This window comes from Nonomuraea sp. NPDC050790, from assembly GCF_044456745.1.
Lineage (GTDB): Bacteria > Actinomycetota > Actinomycetes > Streptosporangiales > Streptosporangiaceae > Nonomuraea.
Genome location: NZ_JBITGF010000001.1, coordinates 1790024 through 1810309, shown reverse-complemented (window position 1 = coordinate 1810309; position 20286 = coordinate 1790024). Strand labels below are relative to the sequence as shown.

At 72.2% G+C, this 20286-nt stretch carries 21 protein-coding genes and 1 pseudogene; 12 read left to right on the top strand and 10 right to left on the bottom strand.

What is annotated here, in order from left to right; translation table 11 throughout:
* Positions 1 to 12: 12 nt before the first annotated feature.
* From ACIBEJ_RS08125 to ACIBEJ_RS08110, 4 genes and pseudogenes are all read right to left on the bottom strand, one after another.
* Positions 13 to 1278 (bottom strand): hypothetical protein, encoded by a 1266-nt coding sequence (locus tag ACIBEJ_RS08125; RefSeq protein WP_397181902.1) that lies wholly within the window; start codon positions 1276 to 1278, stop codon positions 13 to 15.
* Between the two features lie 166 nt (positions 1279 to 1444).
* Complete coding sequence (locus ACIBEJ_RS08120) at positions 1445 to 2002, bottom strand: TetR/AcrR family transcriptional regulator (RefSeq protein ID WP_397181901.1); 558 nt, start codon at positions 2000 to 2002, stop codon at positions 1445 to 1447.
* Between the two features lie 47 nt (positions 2003 to 2049).
* Positions 2050 to 2172 carry a hypothetical protein gene (locus tag ACIBEJ_RS08115; protein ID WP_397181900.1) on the bottom strand — a complete coding sequence of 41 codons (123 nt, stop codon included), beginning with the start codon at positions 2170 to 2172 and terminating at the stop codon, positions 2050 to 2052.
* A gap of 83 nt (positions 2173 to 2255) precedes the next feature.
* Positions 2256 to 3101, bottom strand: a pseudogene (locus ACIBEJ_RS08110) (MFS transporter); the annotation flags it as partial.
* A gap of 92 nt (positions 3102 to 3193) precedes the next feature.
* On the opposite strand from ACIBEJ_RS08110, the gene ACIBEJ_RS08105 reads away from it, so the two are divergent.
* On the top strand, positions 3194 to 3835 hold the full coding sequence (locus ACIBEJ_RS08105; RefSeq protein ID WP_397181899.1) for a TetR/AcrR family transcriptional regulator: 642 nt from the start codon (positions 3194 to 3196) through the stop codon (positions 3833 to 3835).
* Positions 3836 to 3842: 7 nt separating this feature from the next.
* Positions 3843 to 4394 carry a hypothetical protein gene (locus ACIBEJ_RS08100; protein WP_397181898.1) on the top strand — a complete coding sequence of 184 codons (552 nt, stop codon included), beginning with the start codon at positions 3843 to 3845 and terminating at the stop codon, positions 4392 to 4394.
* Positions 4395 to 4455: 61 nt separating this feature from the next.
* Here the strand turns inward: ACIBEJ_RS08100 and ACIBEJ_RS08095 are convergent, their stop codons facing one another.
* On the bottom strand, positions 4456 to 5385 hold the full coding sequence (locus ACIBEJ_RS08095; RefSeq protein WP_397181897.1) for a sulfite exporter TauE/SafE family protein: 930 nt from the start codon (positions 5383 to 5385) through the stop codon (positions 4456 to 4458).
* A 337-nt stretch (positions 5386 to 5722) separates the two neighbouring features.
* Between ACIBEJ_RS08095 and ACIBEJ_RS08090 the strand changes: the two genes are divergently transcribed.
* From ACIBEJ_RS08090 to ACIBEJ_RS08080, 3 genes are all read left to right on the top strand, one after another.
* Entirely contained in the window at positions 5723 to 6508 is a 786-nt protein-coding gene (locus tag ACIBEJ_RS08090) for a DUF2382 domain-containing protein (RefSeq protein WP_397181896.1), read from the top strand.
* Positions 6509 to 6639: 131 nt separating this feature from the next.
* Positions 6640 to 7509, top strand: a complete 870-nt coding sequence (locus tag ACIBEJ_RS08085) for an MEDS domain-containing protein (RefSeq protein WP_397181895.1) — start codon at positions 6640 to 6642, stop codon at positions 7507 to 7509.
* Positions 7499 to 8248: an ATP-binding protein gene (locus ACIBEJ_RS08080; protein WP_397181894.1), complete on the top strand. Its 750-nt coding sequence runs from the start codon at positions 7499 to 7501 to the stop codon at positions 8246 to 8248. Before ACIBEJ_RS08085 ends, ACIBEJ_RS08080 begins: the two co-directional genes overlap by 11 nt.
* 701 nt (positions 8249 to 8949) lie before the next feature.
* Here ACIBEJ_RS08080 and ACIBEJ_RS08075 read toward each other — a convergent pair.
* The gene (locus ACIBEJ_RS08075) at positions 8950 to 10107 is read right to left on the bottom strand and encodes an alkaline phosphatase PhoX (protein ID WP_397181893.1); all 1158 of its coding nucleotides are present in this window, start codon (positions 10105 to 10107) and stop codon (positions 8950 to 8952) included.
* Positions 10108 to 10296: 189 nt separating this feature from the next.
* On the opposite strand from ACIBEJ_RS08075, the gene ACIBEJ_RS08070 reads away from it, so the two are divergent.
* The gene (locus ACIBEJ_RS08070) at positions 10297 to 10635 is read left to right on the top strand and encodes a hypothetical protein (RefSeq protein WP_397181892.1); all 339 of its coding nucleotides are present in this window, start codon (positions 10297 to 10299) and stop codon (positions 10633 to 10635) included.
* Between the two features lie 38 nt (positions 10636 to 10673).
* On the opposite strand, the gene ACIBEJ_RS08065 is transcribed toward ACIBEJ_RS08070, so the two are convergent.
* Positions 10674 to 11276 (bottom strand): DUF998 domain-containing protein, encoded by a 603-nt coding sequence (locus tag ACIBEJ_RS08065; protein WP_397181891.1) that lies wholly within the window; start codon positions 11274 to 11276, stop codon positions 10674 to 10676.
* Between the two features lie 110 nt (positions 11277 to 11386).
* Between ACIBEJ_RS08065 and ACIBEJ_RS08060 the strand changes: the two genes are divergently transcribed.
* Positions 11387 to 12148, top strand: coding sequence for an SDR family NAD(P)-dependent oxidoreductase (locus tag ACIBEJ_RS08060; protein ID WP_397181890.1), 762 nt, complete (start codon positions 11387 to 11389; stop codon positions 12146 to 12148).
* Positions 12149 to 12219: 71 nt separating this feature from the next.
* Here the strand turns inward: ACIBEJ_RS08060 and ACIBEJ_RS08055 are convergent, their stop codons facing one another.
* The 3 genes from ACIBEJ_RS08055 to ACIBEJ_RS08045 form a co-directional block, all read right to left on the bottom strand.
* A complete protein-coding gene (locus ACIBEJ_RS08055) occupies positions 12220 to 13440 on the bottom strand; it encodes an MFS transporter (protein WP_397181889.1) in 1221 nt (406 codons plus the stop codon).
* Complete coding sequence (locus tag ACIBEJ_RS08050; RefSeq protein ID WP_397181888.1) at positions 13437 to 14615, bottom strand: cytochrome P450; 1179 nt, start codon at positions 14613 to 14615, stop codon at positions 13437 to 13439. Before ACIBEJ_RS08050 ends, ACIBEJ_RS08055 begins: the two co-directional genes overlap by 4 nt.
* 108 nt (positions 14616 to 14723) lie before the next feature.
* Positions 14724 to 15719, bottom strand: a complete 996-nt coding sequence (locus ACIBEJ_RS08045) for a hypothetical protein (RefSeq protein ID WP_397181887.1) — start codon at positions 15717 to 15719, stop codon at positions 14724 to 14726.
* Between the two features lie 182 nt (positions 15720 to 15901).
* Between ACIBEJ_RS08045 and ACIBEJ_RS08040 the strand changes: the two genes are divergently transcribed.
* The 5 genes from ACIBEJ_RS08040 to ACIBEJ_RS08020 all read left to right on the top strand — a co-directional run bounded on the left by ACIBEJ_RS08040 (position 15902) and on the right by ACIBEJ_RS08020 (position 20286).
* Positions 15902 to 16300 (top strand): hypothetical protein, encoded by a 399-nt coding sequence (locus ACIBEJ_RS08040; RefSeq protein WP_397181886.1) that lies wholly within the window; start codon positions 15902 to 15904, stop codon positions 16298 to 16300.
* 184 nt (positions 16301 to 16484) lie between these two features.
* On the top strand, positions 16485 to 17015 hold the full coding sequence (locus tag ACIBEJ_RS08035) for a hypothetical protein (protein WP_397181884.1): 531 nt from the start codon (positions 16485 to 16487) through the stop codon (positions 17013 to 17015).
* Positions 17016 to 17146: 131 nt separating this feature from the next.
* A complete protein-coding gene (locus tag ACIBEJ_RS08030) occupies positions 17147 to 18310 on the top strand; it encodes a DUF418 domain-containing protein (protein ID WP_397181883.1) in 1164 nt (387 codons plus the stop codon).
* A gap of 114 nt (positions 18311 to 18424) precedes the next feature.
* Positions 18425 to 19663 (top strand): sensor histidine kinase, encoded by a 1239-nt coding sequence (locus tag ACIBEJ_RS08025; RefSeq protein WP_397181882.1) that lies wholly within the window; start codon positions 18425 to 18427, stop codon positions 19661 to 19663.
* Entirely contained in the window at positions 19660 to 20286 is a 627-nt protein-coding gene (locus ACIBEJ_RS08020) for a response regulator (protein WP_397181881.1), read from the top strand. The genes ACIBEJ_RS08025 and ACIBEJ_RS08020 overlap by 4 nt, the downstream gene beginning before the upstream one ends.

Genomic DNA, 20286 nt, shown 5'->3' with positions numbered 1-20286 from the left:
ACCGGAAGGGGGTCAGGCGCAGGTGGCGAGCAGGACGGTGACGACGGTGCAGGGGGCGGAGTCGGCGTCGTTGGCGGGGCCGGGGTCGGCGGGGGAGGAGGCGGCGCGGGTCGCGGTGACGGTCACGTTGCCCAGGCTGAGCAGGGCGAGCGGGAGCCGGAAGGTGGCCGTCGCCGAGGCGCCGGGCGCGAGCGCGGTGTAGGCGCAGGTGACGGTGCCGGGGGCGGAGGTGCAGCCGGACGACAGGCCGGTGGCGGTCCTGCCCGGGGGCAGCGTCGCGGTGAGCGTGGCCGAGGTGAGCGATCCGGGGCCGGTGTTGCGGGCGGTCAGCCGGTAGCTCAGGTAGGGGACCAGCAGGCCGAGGCGGGGCTGCGCGGCCAGGTCCACGGCCACGTCGGCCGTGTCGGCGGCGCCCGCGGGCGCCCAGTCGATCGTGAACTGGAAGCCGGGGATCACGGCCAGCGCGCTCTTGCCGGTGCCGTCGGTGTTCATGGTGAACAGGTCGTTGTCGGAGGTGTAGGCGATCTTGGTGCCGTCGGGGGACCAGCGGGGCGCGCCGCTGACGGTGGCGTCGTTCGACAGGTTGGCCTGGGAGCCGCCGTCGGCGTTCATGACGTGGATCTGGCCGCGCGTGGGAGAGAAGCGGGTCCAGCCGTAGGCGATCCTGGTGCCGTCGGGCGACCAGTCGGGCAGCCCGGCGCCGTCGTCGCCGGTGTAGGAGGTGAGCTGGGTCTCGCCGGTGCCGTCGGCGTTCATGACGGAGATGTTGCGGGTGGGGTCGCGGAAGGCGATCTTGGTGCCGTCAGGCGACCAGGCGGGGGCGTCGCCGTACACGCCGAGAGAGGTACGGCCGGAGCCGTCGGGGCCGATCACCGTCAGCGTACTGTCGCCCGCCCGGTAGATGATCTTCGTGCCGTCCGGCGACCAGTCCACGGGCGCGTCCACGACCGGGCCGCCGGTGTCCACGTGCGTCTGCCCGGTGCCGTCGGGGTTCATCGTCCAGAGCTGGTGCGAGCCGTCGGCGAAGCGGGTGAAGGCCACCCTCGTGTTGCCGGCGTCGGCCGCGGCGTTGGAGTCGGCGACGTCGTTGTCGGTGAGCTTGGTCAGGCCGCCGCCGTCCGGGTTGATCCGGTAGATCTCCTTGTCGGGATCGGTCGTCTGGTCGACGAAGTAGATCGGGCCGTTGGCGCCGGGGAAGGCGGCGTGGGCGGGCGCGGCCAGCACCGCCGACACCAGTGCGACCACGCCGGCGAGCACGGGTAACGGATGACGGAGCACGAACACCTCCAGGCAAGGGGGAACCGTCGGTGGACCCAGCGGTGACGGCGGCCTGCTGGAGCGCCCGGTCGGACCGGGGATGCCCACCCAGCGACTCCTGCCCGTCCCGACCGCCCGTCAACCGCCGCCCCATGGCCGACAGCGGACACCACCCGGCCCCGCCGCCTCACGACCGGTTCTGGCTCACCAGCAGGATCCTGCACAGGCGCGCGGTCTCGGCGGTCAGCCGGTCGCGGTCCCCGGGGCAGTGGTGGATGTGCTCGGCGGCGCCGTGCATCACGTGGTAGAGCACGAGCGCGGTCGCCTCAGGATCGGGTACGGCCGCGCCCGCCTCCTTCAGCAGGGTCACGATCGCCTCGACGGCGGCGTTGGGCCCGGGCCGTCGCGGCCGGGCGGAGCTGTGGAACAGCACCTCGTGCAGCCGCAGGTCGCTCAGATACTCCGTGATCCCGGCCAGCAGCCACCGCTCGATCCGCTCGGCCCCGGCGGCCAGGCCGGCCGCGAGGAGCTGACGGGCGGCGAAGCGCTCGGCGTAGCGGTCCCTGAGCGAGCCGATCAGGTCGTCCTTGCTGGAGAAGTGCAGGTAGAAGGTGCCCTTCGCGACCCCCGCCGCGGCGGTCACGTCGTCCACGGTCAGTGCCTCGACCCCCGCCCTGAGCAGCAGCGCCTCCGCCGCGTCGAGTAATTGCGCGCGCCGCTGTCCCGCGGGCGTGGTACGAGCCACCGTGTCCCCTCACTGTCCCCCAGCTCCCCGTTCCCCGGCTGGCCACCCTATCCCCGCCGGGCCGGCGCGGGCTCGCCGGGCCTGGCGGCGTCGTGCCTGAGCAGCGGGTTGGTGTAGAGCAGGACGATGACCAGGCCCATGATGACGACGGCGGCGACCAGCGGGACCATGGGCGACAGCGCGTACAGGGCGGTGGCGAGGGTGGGGGCAGCAACAGCGCCAGCCCGCCCAGCGCGACCAGCGCGCCCACGCGCAGCAGCCGCCGCGCCGGCCAGGCGGCCCTGGGCACGATGACGACCTGCGCCAGCAGCATGCCGACGCCCGCCGCCAGCAGCGTGCCGCCCGTGGCGCCGGCGGTCTGGGTGGGCGAGAGCCCGTTGCGGTCCTGGAGCAGGAACCCGATGAGGATCTGCACGAAGCCCAGCGCGGTGAAAATGCCGAACCCCGTCAGCAGGTACGGCCACACGCGCCGGTCCAGCGGACGCACGCGGGGCGGCGCGGCGACCAGTTCGCGGGCGTCCTGCGGCTTGACCATGACCGCGACGAGCACGGCGCCGATCGCGAGGATCAGCGGGACGGCGTAGAGCGGGGCCAGCAGGCCGAACCCGCCGAGCAGCCCGCCGACGCCCGCTCCGGCGATCATCGCGATGCCCTGGGCGGCGCCGATCGCCGCCATCGCGGCCAGGCGCTCGCGCTCGGTCTCGGTGACGTCGGCCGCGTACGCCTGGGCGGTGGGCGGCACGGCGGCGAACGAGACGCCGAACAGCACGCCCCTGGTCAGCACGAACAGGCCGAACAGCAGCCCGCCCGACAGCAGGGAGGCGATGCCGAGGTGGGCGAGGACGGCGAAGGCCAGCATCGCCGCGGTGGCCCCGGCCAGGGCGCCGACCAGCACCGGTTTGCGCCCCCACTGGGCGGACTTGCGGCCCCAGAACTGGCTGGTGAGCACGACCACGACGGCCGCCGTGCTGATCATGACGCCGACCTGCCAGTCGGCCAGGCCGACCTCGCGCGCCAGGGGCGCGATCAGCGGGTTCAGGGTCTGCTGGCCCAGGAAGATGACGAACACGCTCAGGTAGAGCACGCGCAGCCGTGCCATGACACTCCTCGGGGGAACTTAGGTAAGGCTCACCATACTTACGGCTCGCGCGGTTTTGCAACGCCATTCGCAAAACCCTCATAATGGGATCCATGACGGAACCGACCAGGAAGGGCGGCCGCCCCAGGGCGATCGACCGGGAGGCCGTGGCCAGGGCCGTCGTCGAGCACGGGTTCGCCGAGCTGTCCGTGAGCGCGATCGCCCGGCGGCTCGGCGTCAACCAGGCGACCCTCTACCGGCACGTCGGCGGGCACGACGACCTCGTCGACGCCGGAGTGAGCCTGCTGATCAGCCGGGCTCCGTGGCCCGCCGGGGGCGGGCACTGGCGCGACCTGCTCGAACAGGCCGCCTGGACGGTCTGGGGCATCCTGCGCGACAACCCGGGCCTCATGCTCGCGGCCGGGCGGCGGCTGCTGGCCAACCACGAGCTCATGGCCGTCTTCAACCGGCTGTGCCTCGATCTGGTCGAGCAGGGGCGGCCGCCGTACCAGGCCACGCTCGCCGTCGACTTCGTCGTGGACCTGGCCGCCAACACGGTCCTGGCGCAGGACTTCATGCTGTCCGGCGCGATGGAGGGCGGACACGAGCCGCCGAGCGCCTGGACCGGCGCCTTCGACCCGCGCGTGCTGGAGATCGTCACGAGGGCGGCGGGGCCGGGGCAGGAGGAGTGGTTCGCCGCCAAGCTGGCGATCGCCCTGGATGGAATCGGGCGGATGTTCGCGGATATGGGATAGTCGCCCGGTGAAGGCGATCATCCGCTGGGCGATGCCCGCTCTGGTCCTGCTGGGCTTCGCGCTCTTCTTCCACGACCGCGCCGGCAAGGGCGAGCCGGCGTTCACCATGGCCGAGGTCCGGGTGGTCGAGGGGACCGTCGCCACCGCCGACACCTCCAGGACCCAGGTCGGCAGCGGCAACCGCCAGTCCAGCCGGGTCGACTACACGCTCACGCTGACCGGCCGCCCGCAGAACGTCTCCTTCCGGCTGGACGTCCCTCCCGAGGGCGGGATCAGGACCGGGGCCCGCGTACGCCTGGAGATCCTCGAGGACCCCGAGGAGGCGTTCACCTCGGCCGCCCGCTTCCCCGACGGGAGCAACCGGATCCACGCGGTCGGCGCCGTGGTCGACGGGAAACCGGTCTACACCGCCGCCGAGTACGTCGGGCGCGGCGAGGCGGCCGCCACCCGCGACGGGCGCGTGGCGCTGGTCTTCCTGCTGCTCGGCCTGGCGTGGGTGGCGGTGGTGTACGTCGTCAAGATCCGTCCGTACGTCAGGAGCGGGCAGGCGCCCTGGTGACCTCACGCAGCACGATGCCCCCGGCTTCCGGCCAGGGGCATCGTGGGAGGCGTGCGGCGGGTCAGGCCGGGGTGGGCTCCTCCTGCCGGTCCACGTCGGAGTCGACGGCCTCCACCGACTCGTTGGCCTTGTCGCGGCGGTACTCGCGCACCGAGTAGGCGATCGCGCCCACCCAGAGGAGCGCGAGGGCGATGTAGGCGATCGTCTGCACGTTGCCGGGCGCGTCGATCCAGTCGCTACGCAGCAGGGTGCGCACGTTCGTCAGGATGATCACGCCGCCGACCGCCGAGCCGAGGATGCGCGGCGGGATGTGGCGCACCAGCCAGGCGGCGATGGGCGCGGCGATCACGCCGCCGAGCAGCAGGACGCCGACCCAGGCGAAGTTGATGTTCTCCGAGCCGATGCCGACCAGGAAGCCGACGCTGGCCGCGATGGCGACGAGGAACTCGCTGGCGTCGATCGAGCCGATCACCTTGCGCGGGGGGATGCGGCCGCTGGCCAGGATGGCCGGGGTGCCCACGGGGCCCCAGCCGCCGCCGCCGGTGGCGTCCACGAAACCGGCCACCAGGCCCAGCGGGCCGAGGAAGCGCTTGCGCAGCGGCTTGCCCAGGTTGCCGCGCGGCAGCCCGAACGCGGTGAAGCGGATGAGAATGTAGACGCCGAGGGTCAGCAGGATGACCGACATGATCGGCGCCGCGAGCTCGGTGGACAGGCTCGACAGGAACGTGGCTCCGGCGAAGGCACCGATCGCGCCGGGGACGCCGATCTTGGCGACGACCTTCCAGTCGACGTTGCCGAAACGCCAGTGGGAGATGCCCGAGGCGAGTGTGGTGCCGATCTCGGCGAGGTGGACGGTGGCTGACGCGGCGGCGGCGTTGGTGCCGATGGCCAGCAGCAATGTGGTGGAGGTGACGCCGTAGGCCATGCCGAGGCTGCCGTCGACGAGCTGCGCGGCCAGGCCGACCAGGCCCAGCAGGATGAGTGATCGCACCGCATCCGCCTTTCCCGCTTTTCCTGCTATATCGGTCGGGATTATCATCAATGCTGGACGGGGGTCAGGTCAAGTCGCCCGGCCCGGGACGCGGGGTAGATCCAGGTTCGTCCCGTCTCCATGCGACCGGCCCGTGCTCCAAGCGACGGTCATGCCGGGCTCCTGCCCAGGTATGTGAGACGCCTGGGGCCAGAGTGCCGGGATCGGCCCTGACGCGGGTGGATCCGCCCGCTCCGTGCGCCGCGCGGCCCGGTAAGGGTTGGTTCGGCATTCGGGCAACTCCCGATACGCGCACCGGCACCGGGAAGCGGTTCAGAAAGCGAACCGGGGGTTTCACGTGATTACGCAAGAGCAGATCCACGACCTGATCGGACACACGCTCTACGACAGCGACGGCGATCGCGTGGGGGAGGTGAAGACCGTCTACCTGGACGACGCGACCGGCGATCCGGAGTGGCTCACGGTCAAGACCGGATGGTTCGGCATGCACGAGTCGTTCGTGCCGCTGCGCGCGGTCAGGATGATCGGCGACCGGGCCGAAGCGGGCTTCGGCAAGTCCCAGATCATGGACGCGCCCAGAATCGACGTCGAAGCCGGGGGACGCCTGTCCGAGCAGGAGGAGCGCGAGCTCTACCGCTACTACGGCGTCGAATGGGGCGACGGACGGCGGCAGCCGCTCGTACCGGAACAGCCGGTCGGCCCCGACGCCCGCATGGACGCCTCGACGACCGAGGACGCCATGACCCGCTCGGAGGAGCACCTGCGCGTCGGCACCGAGCGCTACGAGAGCGGCCACGCCCGGCTGCGTAAGTACGTCGTCACCACGGAGGAGCAGGTGACCGTGCCGGTCACCCACGAGGAGGTGCGGATCGAGCGCGAGCCCATCACCGACGCCAACCGCGAGGCCGCGATGAGCGGCCAGGACATCACCGAGGCCGAGCACGAGGTCACGCTGCACGCCGAGCGGGCCGTCGTGGAGACCGAGGCCGTCCCCGTCGAGAGGGTACGGCTGGCCAAGGAGGAGGTCACCGAGGACGAGACCGTCTCCGGCCAGGTGCGCAAGGAGCGCGTCGAGGCCGACGGTGACGTGGACGGGGAGCCTGACGGCACCGACCGCTGGTAACCGCACGTCCTGCCGCGAGACCGGGGCCCGTCACCGCGGGCCCCGGTTCCGCCGCGTCCGGGCGGGGACTCGACAAGCTCACTAGGCTGTGTGACCGGCACGCCGTCGCGGCGACGCCCGGACGAGAGTGGGTGGGGTCGATCGACGCGGACTCGCAGATCACGGATCTGACACTGGACGACCATGCCTGCCTCACGTTCGGCGAGCGGGAGGAGTACCTCGACCTGACCGCGGCCTACATCCGCGACGGGCTGGCGGAAGGGCTGCGGGTGGTCTGGCTGAGCGAGGAGCCGCAGGCCGCCTACGCCGAGCTCGACCGGCGCGGCCTCGCGCTCAGGCACGCCGGGGAGAACGGGCGGATGCACATCGTGGCCTGGCAGGACGGGCTGCTGTCGGGCCGGCAGTTCGCGCTGGAGGACGCCATGCGCTGGCTGCGCGCCCAGCGCGAGGAGGCCGAGCACGCCCACCGCGGCCTGCGGGTGGCCATCGACATGGGCTGGGCGCTGAGCCCGGTCCAGGGCGTGGAGCACCTGCCCGCCTTCGAGCGCCAGATCGCCGAGACGCTGGCGGGCGGCCGCGTGTCGGTCTTGTGCCAGTACGACCGCGAGCGTTTCGACCCGGTCACGCTCGCGTCGGTGTCGGCCTTCCACACGCGCTCGGTCGCCGCCGCCACCTACCACGACGATCCGCTGCTGCGCATCTGCCGCCAGTACGCGCCGCCGGGCATCCGGCTGGCCGGGCAGATCGACGCCACGGCGGGGGAGTCCCTGGCCCTGGCGCTGGCCGAGGTCATCCGCGGCGAGGCGGACGTTCTCGTCAATATGGCCGAGCTGACCTTCGTCGACGTCGCCTGCACGCGCATGATCCTCGACTGCGCGCGCAGCATCTGCCCGGACCGCAAGGTGGTGCTGCGCTGCCACCCGACCATCGCCGCACGCTTCGCGTTGCTCGGCGCGTCGGACATCGCGGGTGTTACGGTGGAAACCGCCGATGAACGGTGACCAGTTCCCAGACGCGCAGATCGGCGCGGAGCAGGCAGGTCCGCCTCGCACCGATCCCGCCGCCGGCCCGCCTGGCGGCGACGGTGTCCTGTTCGAACAGGTCTTCGACGCCGACTCCCTCTACACGCTGCGAGCCAGCGTCGAGGCGCACGGCGCCCACGCGGGGCTGCCCCCCGGCCGGGCCGCCGACCTGGTCATCGCCGTCCACGAACTGGCCATGAACGCGGTGCGCCACGGCGCCGGGCAGGGCACCGTGACCCTCTGGAAGAAGGAGGGGATGGTGTGGGTCCGGGTCGGCGACGCGGGCGGAGAGGCCGGAGCGCCGAGCGAGCCGTGGCCCCTCCGGCACGGGCACGGCCTGTGGCTCGTGCGCACGCTGGCCGACGAGCAGGCGGTGTCCACGGGCCCGGACGGGACGCGCACCACCATCGCGATGGCGCTGCCGGGCGCGGCCGGGGAATCCGCGACGATCGAGCCCGGCCACCGGAACGGGCGCGCGGTGCTGCGCCTGTCCGGCCTGTTCGACCGGAGCGCGGCGCTGGAACTGCTGGAGCGTGCCGGGACGCCGCCGAGCCTGGTGCTGGACCTCACCGACGCCGGTCCCTGGGACGCCGACGGTCTGGCCGTCCTGGTCACCCTGCGGCGGCGGACCGAGCTGAGCCTGATCGGCGTGCCGTCCTACCTGCGCGATCGCATCGAGACCCTGGATCGGGAGCTGTCCGAGGTCATCGACGACTAGCTAAATATGTTCCTGGCCATATGGGCAAGGTCCCCCTCGACGTCCCGGGCGGCCGCCCAAGTCCGAGGCCCAGGACACCAAGCACCCGCCGCTCGGCATGAACCCGGCATCCAGGACGCCGTGTACCTGGGCTGGAGGCTCGCCGCCGCGATCCACGGGTGGGCGCCCGCCGTGGTTCCTCGACTCCTGCCACGCCGAACGCCATCCCGTCGGCACGGCGCGGGGGGCGCTGGCCGTACCGGCCGTGCGGGACGCGCTGCGGCGGCGGGTGGCGGGCCGGTTGTCGTCCGGCCGCCTGTACGAGGCGCTGCGCCCGGCCCGGTTCCTGCTCCTTCACCGGGCCGGGATTGATCGGGGATTGATTGATCGGCGCACGCGTGTGAAGCCGAACAACCGCGGTGCGGTAGCAAGGAGGGGTAAGCCAGATCGGCGGCGTCCCCGGCGGGGGATTCGCGTGGACGGCGCCGGCTGGTACCCGATCTGGTCCAGCAGGCCGACCCGCGAACGCCTGCTGAGCCAGTGCGGACCGGCACACGAGTCCGCCACCGCCGCCTCGGGGGCGGGCTCGTGTGCATCCGGTCATCAGGGCATGCGGGCGTAAGGGGCCTGCGGGCCTCAGGGGCTGGTGAGCTTCAGGGCCTTGTGGACGTCAGCGGCTTGCGGGCGTCAGGGAGCTTGCGGGCGTCAGGGACTTGTGGACTTCAGGGGCGGAACGGGCCGGTGACGCAGTAGGTGATGCCGCCGGAGGACGAGCCGCTGGTGCCGCGCTGGGAGGAGAAGTACAGGCGGTTGCCCGCGGGGTTGAACGCCGGGCCGGTGATCTCCGAGGAGCCCTGGCCGTTGATGCGCAGGAACACCGAGATCTGGTCGTTCGGGGTGATCATGCAGATCTCCATGTTGCCGCCGTCCTCGGCCACGTAGAGGTCGCCGCCGGTCGAGCCGGTGACGTTGTCGACGCCGGTCAGCGGCGGGCTGCCGGGGCTGACCAGGCTGTCGTCGTAGGCCAGCTCGTAGGTGCCGGCCGCCAGGTTGAGCTGCCAGAGCCGGTTGTCGCCCTTGGTGGTGAACCAGACGGTGTCGTCGGCGTAGTGGCAGCCCTCGCCGCCGTTGAAGGACTTGGAGCCGGACACCTGGCTGCGGGTGGCCGTGGGGGAGCCGTCGGGGTCGGGGACGTTCGCCCAGGTGAAGGAGCCCGAGGTGGCCGAGCCCGCGACGAGCACCTGAAGGGTGCCGCTGGACAGGTCGCCCCAGGTCGAGGGGACGAAGCGGTAGAACCTGCCGTTGCTCTCGTCCTCGGTCAGGTAGATCACCCGGCGGACCGGGTCGGCCGCCGCGGCCTCGTGCTTGAACCGGCCCATGGCCGGCCGCTGTACGGCGGAGCCGCCGAACGGATAGGTCTCGTAGACGAACCCGCGGCTCACCTCCTCGCACGACAGCCAGGTGTTCCACGGCGTCTTGCCGCCCGCGCAGTTCTGCCGGGTGCCGGTGAGGATGCGGCTGGCCGAGACCACGGCGCCGGAGGAGTCGAACCGGATCGCCGAGGCGCCGCCGCCGGGGTCGATCTCGGAGTTGGAGACGTAGATCCAGCCCGCGCCGTCGGCGAAGCAGGCGCCGCCGTCGGGGGCGTTGTGCCAGGTGAGCGTGGTGCCGGTGACCCGCTGGCCGGAGCGGGCGACCACCTGGCTGGTGAAGCCTGCGGGCAGCAGGATGCCGTTGGCGTCCGCGGGCCGCAGCGAGCCGTAGGGGCTCGGCGCGTTCTGGGCGGGAGCGGCCAGTGCCGTGCCCTCCCAGAGGGTGAAGGGCAGCGCCATGGCTCCGGCGCCGAGGACCGAGGCACGCAGGAAGTTGCGTCTTCTCATCGGTGCGACCCTTTCCTGACGGGGGGTGTCAAAACCCGAGGGTAGGCACCCTCCGTGAACGCTCGGTGTCCAATTCTCGTCGAGGTCGCGCCGATGCGCCGGTGGATACGGAAAGTCGCTATTGCTTAGGAAAGTTTCCTATTTAATACTGCGATCAAGGCACCATCCCCCCTGGTACATGGAGGTTCCATGCTCCGTCGTCTCGCCGTGCTCGTCTCGGCCGCGCTGCTCGCCCTGGGCGCGCCCGGCCTGTCCACCGCCCCGGCCCAGGCTCGGGCCACGGCCGTCGTCGAGGACGTCTTCAGCCCGCTGACCCTCGGCGGCTACTGCGCCGCCCAGGTCAACCCGACCTCCGACATCGGCTTCTACAACGGCTGGCTGAACTGCTACGACATGGCCGCGTCCGGCCTGGTCTTCACCGGCGCGGGCAACCCCGGCCAGGCCTGCGTGTACTACCACCCGACCTGGAGCCTCATCGGCTACTCGCAGGGGGTGGGTCAGGCGCTGCTCTGCAGGTACTCGGTCTGATCCGGCCGGCCCCGCCGTACCCGGGGGTGCGGCGGGGTTCACGCGGGGGCGCGCAGGAGGCGCAGGCCGGTCGCGCTCATCCACGACCATGACAGCAGTACGGCCAGCGCGAAGGCCACGTTGATCCAGGCGGCGGCGTTCCCCGAGGCGATGCCGGCGAAGGCGGCGAGGAACAGCACCCCGGTCAGCGCGGAGAAGGCCGCCCAGCCGGTCCTGCCCTCGGCGGCGTGGCGGCGGGCGTGCAGCAGGCAGGCGGCGATCATGCACAGGAAGCCGACGCCGCCCGCGAGGAAGTGCGGCATGCCGTGCCAGGTGATGGCGGCGGGCGGGCCGTCGGGGGTTCCGGCGGGGAAGCCGAGCGCGGGGTCGGCGGTGAAGACTCCGGCGCCGATGAGGCCGAGGCCGTAGACGCGGATGAGCCAGGGGGCCCAGGGGCGCTTGAGCGCGTACGAGAAGGCGATGACGAGCGCCCCGGTGAGCAGGAAGTTCGCGATCTGGATCCAGCCGAGGTCGCCGGTGCTCAGCAGGCTGGCGGCGTGGCGGGTGAGGTCGAACGGCTCGCGGGTGAGGGCCTGGGCCAGGACGACGAGGACGTAGAGGGGTCCGGCGAGGACGCCGCACAGCAGGAGGTTTCTGTTCATGCCTCTGAGCATTCCGCCGACAAAAAGTTTTGTCAAGACAGATCTGATTGTCGGAGGAGCGGTCTAAGGTGTCGTCGAACGATCTTTCTGGCACGGGACGGGGCGGTTTCATGGACAGGTTGAAGGGGCGGCGGGCCGTGGTCACCGGCGGCGCCAACGGCATCGGGCGGGCCATCGCCGTGGCGTTCGCCCGCGAGGGCTGCGAGGTGTTCTTCACGGCGCTGGCCGATGCGGAGGCGGCCCAGGCGACCCTCGCCGAGCTGCGCGAACACGGCGTGCGGGCGGACTTCGCGCTGCTCGACGGCGCCGACCCCGACGGCGCGGGGAAGCTGATGGCGGCGGCGGTGGCCGCGCTGGGCACGCCCGACGTGCTGGTGAACAACGCCGCCACGATGACCAGGACGGCCTTCCTCGACCTCACCCCGGAGGAGTACGAGCGGGTGATGGCGGTCAACCTGCGCTTCCCGTTCTTCGCCACCCAGGCCTTCGCCGCCCGGCTGCGCGCCGAGGGCGCCCCCGGCAGCGTCATCAACATCAGCTCGGTCAGCGCCTTCAAGGCCGTCAGCAAGATGGCCCACTACCAGTCCAGCAAGGCCGGGCTGTCGATGCTGACCCGCAGTGCCGCGTACGAGCTGGCGCCGTACGGCATCCGGGTCAACACCATCTCGCCCGGCCTGACCGCCACCAAGGCCAACTCCCCGCAGTGGCGCGACGACCCCGCCCTGTGGCACGAGCGCGGCAAGGACATCCCGCTCGGCCGTCCGGGCCGCCCGGAGGACTACGCGGGGGCCGCCGTCTTCCTCGCCTCGGACGAGTCGTCCTGGATGACCGGAGCCGACCTGATCCTCGACGGCGGCGACGCCGCCGTCTGAGCGCGGACGGCGACGCCTGCGGTTTGACCGCGGACGGTGACGCCTGCGGTTCGAGGAGGCATCGGGTGAGTTCAGGTGGCCGACGGTGCCTCCGCGTGGCGCAGCGGGGACAGGATCAGCCAGAGCGTGGCGGCCAGCGCGCCCAGGACACCGATCGCCAGGGTGGGCCGCACGCCCAGCCAGGTGCCCAGCGCGCCGCCCAGCAGGCCGCCGGCCGGGGCCATGGCGAAGGCCAGGAACCGGTTGGCCGCCTGGACCCGTCCGAGCAGGTGTCCGGGGCAGGCGCTCTGGCGGTAGCTGACCTGGACGACGTTGTAGAGCGTCCCGCCGTACCCGCAGGCGAACCAGCCGCAGACGAACAGCACGACGCCCCACCCCGGCCACGACAGCGCCATGAGCAGCCCGAACGGCTCGGTGAGCAGCAGCGACAGCACGATCGTGCGGGTGGGCCCGAACGCGCGGGTCCACCGCTTGACGGTCACGGCCGCCAGCACCCCGCCCGCCCCCGACGCCGCCGCCACCAGGCCGGTCATCAAGGGCGACAGGCCCAGCTCGCGCGTCAGGAACAGCACCAGCAACGCCGCCACCATCGACATGAACAGGTTGACGCTGCCGGTGCAGAAGCCGATCGCGCGCAGCGGCGGGTCGCGCAGCAGGAAGCGCAGCCCCTCGCCGATGTCGGCGAGCGTCCCCTTCCCGCTCGCCGACGCGGGGGGCGGATCGGGCGCGCGGATCCGGCGCAGCAGCCCGGCGGAGGCCAGGAACGTCGCCGCCGTGACCGACACGGTGGCCGCCGCCCCGGCCAGCCCGGCGATCAGGCCCCCGAGACTCGGCCCCGTCACCACCGCGACCGAGTAGCTCGCCTGCAGCCTGGCATTGGCCTCGATGAGCCGCTCGCGCTCGACCAGCGCCGGCACGTAGGCCAGGTGCGCCACGTCGAAGAAGATCGTCGCGATGCTCACCAGCAGGGCGACGGCCAGCAGGTGCCAGACGGCGAGCACCCCCGCGGCGTACCCGAGGGGGATCGTCAGCAGCAGCAGCGCCCGCGCGAGGTCGGCGGTGAGCAGCACGCGCCGGCGTCGCATCCGGTCCACCCACGCCCCGGCGGGCAGCCCGAACAGCAGCGCGCCGACCGTGCCCGCCGCGTTGAGCAGTCCCATCTCCAGCGGTGTGGCCGCAAGCGCGGTGACCGCCACCAGCGGAACGGCGATCGCGCCCGCGCGGCTGCCGAGCTGGCTGACGGTGTTCGCCGACCACAGCCGGACGAAGTCGGCGTGCCGCCAGAGGCTCACCACCGCACCGGCAGCTCCACCGGTCCGATCGTGATCGCCGTGGTCAGCCACTCGACCTCCTCCTTCGGTACGGCCAGCCGCAACCCAGGCCAGGTGGTCACGAGCGCCCGCACCGCCTCCTGCAGCTCCATCCGCACCAGCGAGGCGGCCAGGCAGTGGTGCAACCCGGGCCCGAACGTCAGGTGCGGGCCGCCCTGCCGCTCCACGTCGATCGTGTCGGGGTCGGGGAAGGCGGCGGGGTCGCGGTTGGCCGAGGCGAAGGAGACGAGCACCGCCTCGCCCGCGCGGATGGTGCGCCCGCCGATCTCGACGTCCTCGGTGGCGATCCTGGCGATGCCGAGCCCGGGGCTGATGACGAGGTAGCGCAGCAGTTCCTCGACCGCGCGCGGTATCGACTCCGGCCGCCCGGCCAGGCTCCGGTAGAGCCCGGGCTCGGTCAGCAGCGTGTAGGCCATGTTGCCGATCTGCTTGGCCACGTTGTCCTGGCCGGTGGTGAGCGAGCTGCCGAGGAAGGTGACCAGCTCCTGCTCGCTGAGCCGCCGCTCGCTGTCGCGGGCGTGCACGAGCTCGCTCAGCAAATCGCCCTCGGGTACGGCCCGCCGCCGCTCGACCAGTTCCAGCAGATAGCCGGCGAACTCCCCGAGGACGCGCTCGACCTCCTCGGCGGTGTAGGCCGTGGTGGTGACCACGACCTCCGCCCAGCCGCCGAAGCGGTCGCGCTCGCCGTACGGGACGCCGAGCATGTCGCAGATCGTCATCAGCGCGAGCGGCGTGCCGAAGTCCCGCATGAGGTCGGCGGGTGGACGCAGCCCGCGCAGGAGCTTCTCGGCGCGGGCGGTCACCGAGGGCCGCAGCTCCTCGATCCGCCGCAGCGAGAACGCCTTGGAGACCAGGCGCCGCATCCGGGTGTGCTCGGGCGCGTCCATCATCGCCATGGATCCGGCGCCGCCGGGCAGGGGCGTCATGCGGGGCACGTCGGCGCCCGCCGCCAGCGCCCGGCTGAAGCGGGGGTCGGAGATGATCGCGCGCACGTCCTCGTAGCGGGTGGCCAGCCAGCCCTCGCGGCCGTAGGGCATCCGGACCCGCGACAGCGGCTCGCTCTCGCGCAACCGCGCGAAGCGGGGATGCAGGCGCAGCAGGTCGGGCGGGCCGAACGGGTAGGAGCCTGCCGTCATGCGTGATCTCCAGGGGTGGGTGGGCGGTCGCTCCCCAGCGGCCCGGGGAGCGTCCCGCCGGTCCGCTACTTGCCGGGCTTGACCGTGACGGTGGTCAAGATCTTGAATTCAGCGGTCACGATGTGCCGCATGGGATTCACCTCCTTCTGCTTCGAGCGTCCGTGCGTGGCCGAGGGCTTCGGCCACGACGTCCTCGGTGAGCACGGGGTCCGCCACGAGCAGGCAGGCGCCGATCGGGGTGGTGGCCACGTCGGCGCGCGGCCCGCGGTGCACGGTGACCCTCGGCTCGCGGCTCGGCACGGTGTCCAGCGGGAACCCGAACCGCAGCCGGGCCACCCCCGCCCGGCCGGGCCGCCTGCGCGCCTTCTCCGCCTTGGCCGCCGGTCCCAGCTCGTCCAGGGTCGCGCGCCAGCGCGGCGAGACTGGTGACCAGGGATCGGCCTTCCTGATGAGCGCGCGCAGCTCGGGGGCGAGCGCGAGCGCCTCGACGTGCTCCAGGACCACGCCCACCAGCGCGTCGCCCAGCCGCCGTTCGGCGAGTTCGGCGAGCACCGCGAAATCGAGGAGGTCCTTGATGCGGAATTTGCGCTGAAACCTTTCCTCGGCCACAGCGAATAATCCGCATAAATCATCATGTTCTGGCGGAACGGTCCTTACCGGAACGCCCTTCAGGTCGCCGCTGAACGCGCACGTGGCGATGTCGGCGCCCATCGGCTTGTCGAGATGGGGCTCCTCGGCAGGCCACTTCATGGCCACGCAGACGTGCCGCCCGAATTCCCCGTCCATGACGCTGACGCCCTGCGGGACGGCGTCATAACGTGCCGACAGGTCCAGGACGCAGGCCCACAGCGCCTCCTCGCCGGGCGCGACCAGGTCCACGTCGCCGGACTGGCGGAGCATCCATCCGGGCATGTGGGCGGCGATCCTGCGCCCTTTGAGCACGGTCAGCCCGTGTGCCGCGGCCTGTTCGTCACCCACTCTGGCCAGCTCGGCGACCCTGCGCCGAGTCCGTTCCAGATACTCCGTGGCCGCGCGGGTGAGCTCGATGTCCCGGGCCTGCGCCGAGGACAGCCAGGTCGCCAGTATCCCCGCCTTCGCGGCCATGTGCGCCACTCGCCACGGCGGATATGCGGGTGGCGCACCGAGGATTCTGTCTATGGTGTCAAAACCCATCATCACGGATAAGAAACCCGATACTAACAAGATCAACTGTGTGAGTAAACGTTCGTTGTCCTTATGGTCATGAAACGGGTTTCACCCCTGCCCATTCCGGCCATGTTGCAGTCATGAGCGAACGCACGCCCCCCGCGCCCGTCATCGGAGCCGTCGTCGCGGTCGGCGTCGTCGCCGCGCTGCTGCTCGGCACCGGCGCGCTCCTGATCGCGGGCGGCCTGCCGCGCAGCGCCGTCCTGCCGGTGGGTTTCGGCCTCCTCGGCGCGGCGATCGCCCGGGGGCTGTGGCCGGGCTGGCGCGGACCCCGCATCCTGGCGGCCTGCTTCGGCGTGTTCGTCGTCCTGTACGCGGTCAACTCGCTGGCCGACGCCCTGGGCGGCACCGGTGCGCCCGCGGGAATCCTCGTCGGCGCGTCCGTTCTGGCGCTGGCCGGGCTCGCCGTCATCGTCCTGCTCTTCGTGCCGCCGTCGTCGCGCGCCTGGTTCGCCCGCTACCGCAAACCCCGCCCCTGAACTCCCTGCCCCGCCCTTGGGTCTCTGCCCAGTCGTGCGAATGAGTAGGGCCTACTCATTCGCGGCTCCGGCGAAATCCGGACAATGCCACTGAGGGCGCGGGCGCATACACCTGTGGACGCCGCGTCGCGGACGACGGAAACCTGGTTGGGCCGCATTTGGGACAGACGTTCGGAGGAGCATCATGTCGACCCGAGGCGTGGCGATCGCCGCGGCGATGATCGCGGCTGCCGCGACCATCAGCGCCGCACTGATCACATCCCGCCAGGTGCCGATCCCCTGGGGCCCCGGAGCAGAGGTGGAAAGCACGGAGACGAAAAGGGAAAGCGTCCCGGAGATCATTCAAGGCGGTCCGAAAAGGGCTCCAGGTATCGCCGTAACCCCGAAATCGCTGGCGTTCTCCTGTGAAGGGGAAGGCTGCGCCCAGGAAGTGCGGATCCTGAGCACGGGAACCTCGACGCTGAAAGTCACCGACATCGAGTTCGAGGGCGACAACCCCGGCGACTTCCAGCACGACAACGCCTGCGGGGACACGTCGCTCGACGTCGAGGAGGAGTGCGCGCTCAAGGTCTGGTTCGCCCCGGCGACCACCGGATCGGGCGGCTCGGCGACCCTCGTGATCCACCAGAACCTCAAGGGCGACGCCACCTACGTCCAGGTCAGCGCGGAGGGCACGGCGGTGCCCACCGACGAGGCCACGGAAGCGCCGCAGTAGGCCCCGGCATCCTCTGATCGGAGGATGCGGCGAATCATCCGTCCGCCGCTCCTGCCGTGCCCTGACGCATGATCCGGCGCGCGGCCGTACCTCGCAGACTCGACGCGACACCGTCGAGGCGAGGAGGGGACGTGACGTCCACCCTGCGACAGGGCCCGGTCGGGCATCGAGAACGCCTGCTGGCGCCCGACCTGGCCAGAGGCGCCATGCTGGCGCTCATCGCCGTGGCGAACTCGGCCGTCTACCTGTACGGCCGGCCGTACGGCATCAGGCAGCACGTCATCGAGCACGACCTGCCCGACCGGGTGACCTCGGCGCTGAGCATGATGCTGGTCGAGGTGCGCGGCTACCCCATGTTCGCGGCGCTGTTCGGCTACGGCCTGGTCCAGATCTGGAACCGGCGGCGCGACGACGACGAGGGCCGGCGGGTGCTGCGGCGGCGCGGCCTGTGGCTGGTGGTCTTCGGGGCGGTCCACGGCGCGCTGCTGTTCTCGGGCGACATCCTCGGCCTCTACGGGCTGATCGGCCTGGTGTTCGTCCGGTTGCTACGGGTGCGCGACCGGACGCTGCTCCTGCTGGCCGCCGCCTGGATGGTGCCCGTGGCCGCCTCGGCCGCCGTCGTCTACACCACGCCGTACGGCTCGGCCGAGCGCACGTTCTTCTGGTCCTTCGCCGAACCGGACCCGCTCACCGCGCTGACCCTGCGGCCGGTCGAATGGCTGATGACGCCGTTCGGCATGCTGGGCGTGGTCGCGGCGGCGCTGGTCGGGATGTGGGCGGCGCGCAGGAACCTGCTCACCGCCCCCGACCGGCTGGTACGGCAGGCCGCGCTCTGGGGCCCGCTGACCGGGATCCTCGGCGGGCTGCCCGTCGGCCTGGTGGCGGGCGGGTTCCTGACCGTCGGCGACGAGGGCACGATGATGCTCTTCAACGCCCTGCACATCGTCACCGGCGTGGCCGGAGGACTGGGGTACGCGGCGCTGATGAGCCTGCTCGCCCAGCGGATCGGCGCCCGGCGCGGCCCGGTGGTCCGTGCGCTGGCGGCCTGTGGCGAGTGCTCGATGACCTGCTATCTCCTGCAGTCGGCGGTGTTCGTGGCGCTCCTGGCCCCCTATACCGCCGGGCTCGGCGGCACGCTGGGCTCGGCCGCGACGGCGGGTCTGGCCCTCGCGACGTGGGCGGCCACAGTGGTGGCGGCCGACCTGATGCGCCGGGCGGGCCACCGCGGACCGGCGGAAACGCTGCTACGCCGCCTGGTCTACGGGCGCGGACGAAAGCCAACCGGACGCGGATGAGAGCTCACCGGGTGAGGATGAGAGTCCACCGGGTGAGGATGAGAGCCGGGCACGGACGAGGGCTCGCCAGGGCGAGGACGAGAGTCCACCGGTGCGGACGACGGGGAGGGCGGGGTGCGGGCGGAGCGGGAATGGGACACGCTGTGGCGTGCCTTACCCCTGGTCGTGCTGGGGGTGGCCAGTCTGATCGCGATGGTCGGCTCCACCGCCACCCTCCAGCACCGGCTGGTCACGCTGGCCCTGGCCGCCGCCCTCGCGGGGTGGCACTGGTGGATGGTGCTGGCCCACCCCCACTGGCCGGAGCGGGAGGCGGCGCCGATGACCGTGTACTTCGCGGGGCTGCTCGGGCTGACGCTGGTGCTGGCCGCGCGTGAGCCCGCGTACGCGCTGGCGGTGATCGTCTGCTTCCCCATGGCGTTCGTGGCGCTGCCGGGAAGGCTGTCCTACGCCGGGGTGGCGGCCACCGCGATCCTCCTGCCCGGCGCCCCGCTCGACCTGCTCGCGCAGGACGCCCCCTGGCCGAGGCTGCTGGCCACGCTGGCCGGTGGGGCGTTCGCGGCCTTTCTCGGCTGGCTCATCAGGGCCATGGAGAAGGAGGTCGCCCGCCGCCACGCCGCCAACCGGGCCCTGGAGAGCGCCAACGAGCGCCTGGCCAGGCTCGGCGAGGAGAACGCGGAACTCCAGGGGAGGCTGCTGGAGGCGGCGCGGGCGAAAGGCGTGGCGGGGGAGCGCGGCCGGATGGCCAGGGAGATCCACGACACCCTCGCCCAGGGCCTGTCCGGCATCGTCACCCAGCTCGAAGCCGCGGAGGAGGCCGCCGGTGACCAGGAGGCGCTGCGCCGCCGCCTCTCCACGGCCCGCGCGCTGGCCAGGGAGAGCCTGACCGAGGTCCGCCGCTCCCTGAACGACCTGCGCCCAGGCCCGCTGGCGGGCTCGCGGCTGCCGGAGGCGCTGGCCGACCTGGTGTCCGGCTGGAGCGCCGCGCACGAGGTGCCCGCCACGCTCACCGTCACGGGACCGGCCAGGTTGCTGCACCCCGAGGTGGAGGTCACGCTGTTCAGGGCCGTGCAGGAGGCGCTGACGAACGTCGCCAGGCACGCCGGTGCGGCCAAGGCCGGGGTCACGCTGTCGTACATGGAGGATGTGGTCGTGGTGGACGTGCGTGACGACGGGGCGGGGTTCACGCCGGGCGGGCCACGCGGGGAGTCGGACGTGGCGGGGTTCGGGCTCACCGCGATGCGCCAGCGGGTGCTGCGGCTGGCGGGCGGCCTGGAGGTCGAGTCGGCGCCCGGCCAGGGCACCGCGGTCAGCGTGACCGTCCCGGCGATCCCGGCCGAGGGGGAGGACGCGTGAGCGTGCGGCTGGTGATCGTGGACGACCACCCGGTGGTGCGGGACGGCCTGCGCGGGATGTTCGCCGAGCAGGGCGACCTCGAGGTCGTGGGCGAGGCGGGCGACGGCGAGTCGGGGCTGGCCGTGGCCGTGCGGGAACGCCCCGACGTCGTGCTCACCGACCTGCGGATGCCCGGCCTGGCCGGCGCGGAGTTCATCGGGCTGCTGGCCAGGAGGGTGCCCTCGGCCCGCGTGCTCGTCCTGACCACCTATGACGGCGACGACGACGTGCTGCCCGCGCTGACCGCGGGCGCGATCGGCTACCTGCTCAAGGACTCGCCGCGCGAGGCCGTCTTCCGCGCCGTGCGCGCCGCGGCGGCGGGGGAGTCGGTGCTCTCTCCCGCCGTCGCCGGACGGGTGCTCGGCCGGACGGCTCGCGCGCCGGTTCCGGCCGAGCTCAGCGAGCGCGAGCGCACCGTCCTGTCCCTCGTCGCCCGCGGACACAGCAACAAGGAGGCCGCCGCGGCCCTGTTCATCAGCGAGACCACGGTCAAGACCCACCTGGCGCACATCTACGCCAAGCTGGGCGTCTCCGACCGGGCCGCGGCCGTCGCCGCCGGCTACGACCGCGGCCTGCTGCCCTGA